The sequence below is a fragment of the SAR324 cluster bacterium genome (genome assembly GCA_029245725.1).
Classification (GTDB): Bacteria; SAR324; SAR324; order SAR324; family NAC60-12; genus JCVI-SCAAA005.
The window spans coordinates 1-3,379 of sequence record JAQWOT010000237.1; the positions used below are offsets into that span (position 1 = coordinate 1).

Sequence of the window (3,379 nt, forward strand, 5' to 3'; positions counted from 1 at the left end):
CTTCTGCCCGAACTGTGGAACTACGATCTTCTGGAGAATTGAGATGCGCCCGGGTTGGACTGGAGTAGCCGCCGGAACCTTTGATGCTCCCTCTTTTTGGTTTGAGACGGATGACGCAGTCCAAATCTTCACCCGCACCAAGGCGCCTTTTGTGGACGTCTCCTTTTCAGACTCGCACGAAACGGCTGCTTACTACTCTCCCACCCATAACGATCATCCAGGTTTAATGATTCGGGAAGATCAAGCCCTACAGTCATTTGATCAATTGCACATCACTGAAAAGCAGAGCCACTGAAAGTACTGTTCACTATTGGGCGAACATAATCTCTGAGAACTCAGAAGCCAATACTCTTTTCACTAGATATCCTCCATCGTAACATGCCCAGGCTGAGCTTTGACTCGGTCTATCCAATCCTTGATGGCCGGAAAGTCATTAAGGATCTGGCCTCCTTCCTCTGCTTTGTGGGTATAGGCATAAAGCGCGATGTCTGCGATGCCATATTTTGGCCCGAAAAATTTCTCCTCCTGAAGATGCTTCTCCATCACAATTAACGCTTTTCTGCCATCAAGCTGATGCCGTTTCAGTTCTGTTTCGTCGTACTCTCCATCTTTAAGATAGTTTTTCCAGAAACGCGGTGTCGCAATGTTTGATTCATGACTATATTGCTCAAAGAACAGCCATTCATACAGTTTGCTCTTCTGCCAAGAGTCACTAGGTAGAAAACGTGTACCTTCCGCCAAGTGTAATAGGATCGCGTTGGATTCCGCTAGAAAACGTCCATCCCCCAAGCTAAGCAGTGGCACCTTTCCATTTGGATTCATCTTAAGAAATTGAGTAGTTTGTGTTTCCCCTTTTAGAATGTTGATTTCCACATAAATGAATGGCAGGCGAAGCTGATGGAGCAGCAAGCGAACCTTGTAACCATTGCCAGAAGATTTGAAATCATAGAGAGTGAGCATACTTTTCCATGGAAGAGTGCTTGATCCTACGAGAGACCTCGGTGTAGTCTTGCCTCCATTTCAAATTTGAATGAAGAGGGCGCTTCATGGCCAAATCAAAACTGCAAAACACAACGATTGGCTCATTCCTCAAGCCAGACTTTTTGCCAATTCGAGACTGGTTCGATGTAGCCCGCAGTGAAGGTAGCACGAACTCTCCCAAAACCACGACCAACTTCACAAATTATAGCGACACAAGTGCTGATGACGAGGATTTGTATCGGAGAGCTGCCGAGAGAGTGATCGCTCTGCAAATTAAGGATGGAATCGATATCCCCACCGATGGGGAAGTGCGTCGGGAGAACTACATCAATTACCACTGTCGGCACCTGGACGGTTTTGATTTTCGGCAGTTAGAGCATCGTATCCTACGGGATAGGGCCTACGAAACTGATCTACCTTCCATCCGGAAGACAGTTCAGCACAAAGGATCCGAGTACTCTGTCAGAGATTTCCAGTCTGTTCAATCGGTCTCTAGCTGGCCAATCAAGTTCACCATTCCAGGTCCTTTGACCATCATGGATACGAACACAGACTGCTTCTACCATGACCGGTGGAGCTTGGCATAAGATTTGGCGACGACAGTCAACTTTGAAATTTTGGCGTTTGTCGAAGCAGGTTGTCGGTACATCCAGGTGGATGAACCCCTATTTGCCCGAAAGATTGGTGACGCTCAGTCCTTCGGCTTTGAAATACTTGAACGCTACTTCAAGGAAGCGCCCAAGGAAGTGTGCAAGATTGTCCATATTTGCTGTGGGTATCCCAATTTTCTCGACGAGGAGGATTATAAAAAAGCTGATCCTGATAGTTATCATCAGTTGGCGAAGGAAATGGACTTATTGAACTTTGACCAGATCTCCATCGAAGATGCCCACTGTTCAAACAATCTAAAATTGCTGGAGTTATTTGAGAAGAAAACAATTATCTTTGGGACAATTGCTATCACTTGCAGTCAACTGGAAACACTGGAGGAGCTAACTGAACGGATCCACACTGATCTGAAATACATTGGCTGAGAACGCTTGGTGATTGCCCCTGATTGTGGTCTTGGGTTTCTCTCAGAAGACTTGGTCGCAGCCAAGCTGGAGTTTATTTGCCAGGCTGCGGCCCAGTGCCGAAGCTCGACTCAGATCTGCTGATTTCGATTACTTATTTTTTTCACATACCTGCTGGGGATTTTCTCCGACAGTATTTTCTAAACCTCAATAGAGGCAAATACCATGGCGAAAGCGTACTTGATTTCCATTTATAACGAGATTCACGACCCAGAAAAACTCAAGGCCTACGCTGCAGATGCCTTGCCTGCACTGCAAGCACATGGCGCCACTCCTCTCGCCCGAGGATCTGAAATTGTCAGTAAAGAAGGCAACAAACCGCTGCGAGCTGTAGTGATGGAGTTTGAAAGCTTGGACGCTGCAAGAACAGCCTATGAGAGTGAAGAATACAAGGGAGCGCTGGCTAAGCTAGAAGGAGGAGTGGACCGACAGCTATTCCTGATCGAAGGGTTATAGAAATCAATCAGCTCAAATTTTCAAACTATTCTGCAGAGAGAATTGCCCAATGCCTTTGGTCCAGCTTGAAATCACTCGTCAGGAAAGATTTGCTTCGGGGATGGAATTTGGTGATGTCGGCACCTACGAGTTAGTGCATGGGATTGCTCACTATGAAGTCGATCCAACACACCCTGCAAATTCTGGAATTGTCGATCTGGAGTTGGCTCCAACCAATCAGCGGGGCCAAGTGGAGTTTGAGTCTGACTTCGTCTTGTTGCATCCGACGGATCCAAAACGGGGCAACGGGGCAGTGCTCTATGATGTGGTGAACCGGGGAACCAAGACTGTGCTTACTTTCAACAGTGTACCTCGTTTGCAGGATCCCATGATGCCAGTAGAACCAGGGAATGGCTTCTTACTTCGCAACGGCTACACGGTGGTTTTTGGAGGATGGCAGGCAGATGTGCCTCCAACACTTGGTCTGATTGGCATGAGAGTCCCAGAAGCGCTGGATGAACAAGGCCAACCAATCGAAGGCCGAATTCTCTGTTGGTTCCAGGAGCAGGAGCCTGAGGCAAGCCAATGGCAAATGCTCTCACACAAGGATCACCTCCCACACCCCCCAGCCGATCCTGAGGAAGTGGGAGCCCAGATGTTCGTAAAGGATCATCCCAACGATACCGGACAACTCATTCCGCGCGATCAATGGAGGTTTGCTCGCCGAGGGACAGCTGAGCAGGAGCCTGAGCCCCACCATATTTTCATGGAATCGGGGTTTCAGCCGGGCCGCATTTATGAGTTGGTCTATACCACTAGGGGCAGTCGAGTCATTGGGTTGGGGTTCACTGCAATGAGAGACATGGCCTCTTTTCTTAAGTATGGAACCA

At 48.0% G+C, this 3,379-nt stretch carries 4 protein-coding genes and 1 pseudogene; 4 read left to right on the forward strand and 1 reads right to left on the reverse strand.

Annotation, left to right across the window (positions count from 1 at the left end; all coding sequences use genetic code 11):
- On the forward strand, positions 1-295 hold a 295-nt coding region (locus P8O70_13390), incomplete at its 5' end, for a GFA family protein (protein MDG2197853.1).
- Positions 296-357: 62 nt separating this feature from the next.
- On the opposite strand, the gene P8O70_13395 is transcribed toward P8O70_13390, so the two are convergent.
- Positions 358-960 (reverse strand): glutathione S-transferase family protein, encoded by a 603-nt coding sequence (locus tag P8O70_13395; GenBank protein MDG2197854.1) that lies wholly within the window; start codon positions 958-960, stop codon positions 358-360.
- Positions 961-1,046: 86 nt separating this feature from the next.
- On the opposite strand from P8O70_13395, the pseudogene P8O70_13400 reads away from it, so the two are divergent.
- The 3 genes and pseudogenes from P8O70_13400 to P8O70_13410 all read left to right on the forward strand — a co-directional run.
- Positions 1,047-2,015 (forward strand): annotated as a pseudogene (locus tag P8O70_13400) (5-methyltetrahydropteroyltriglutamate--homocysteine methyltransferase).
- Between the two features lie 204 nt (positions 2,016-2,219).
- Positions 2,220-2,510, forward strand: a complete 291-nt coding sequence (locus P8O70_13405) for a DUF1330 domain-containing protein (GenBank protein ID MDG2197855.1) — start codon at positions 2,220-2,222, stop codon at positions 2,508-2,510.
- Positions 2,511-2,559: 49 nt separating this feature from the next.
- Positions 2,560-3,379, forward strand: an 820-nt coding sequence (locus tag P8O70_13410) for a hypothetical protein (protein MDG2197856.1), incomplete at its 3' end; no start/stop codon positions are given.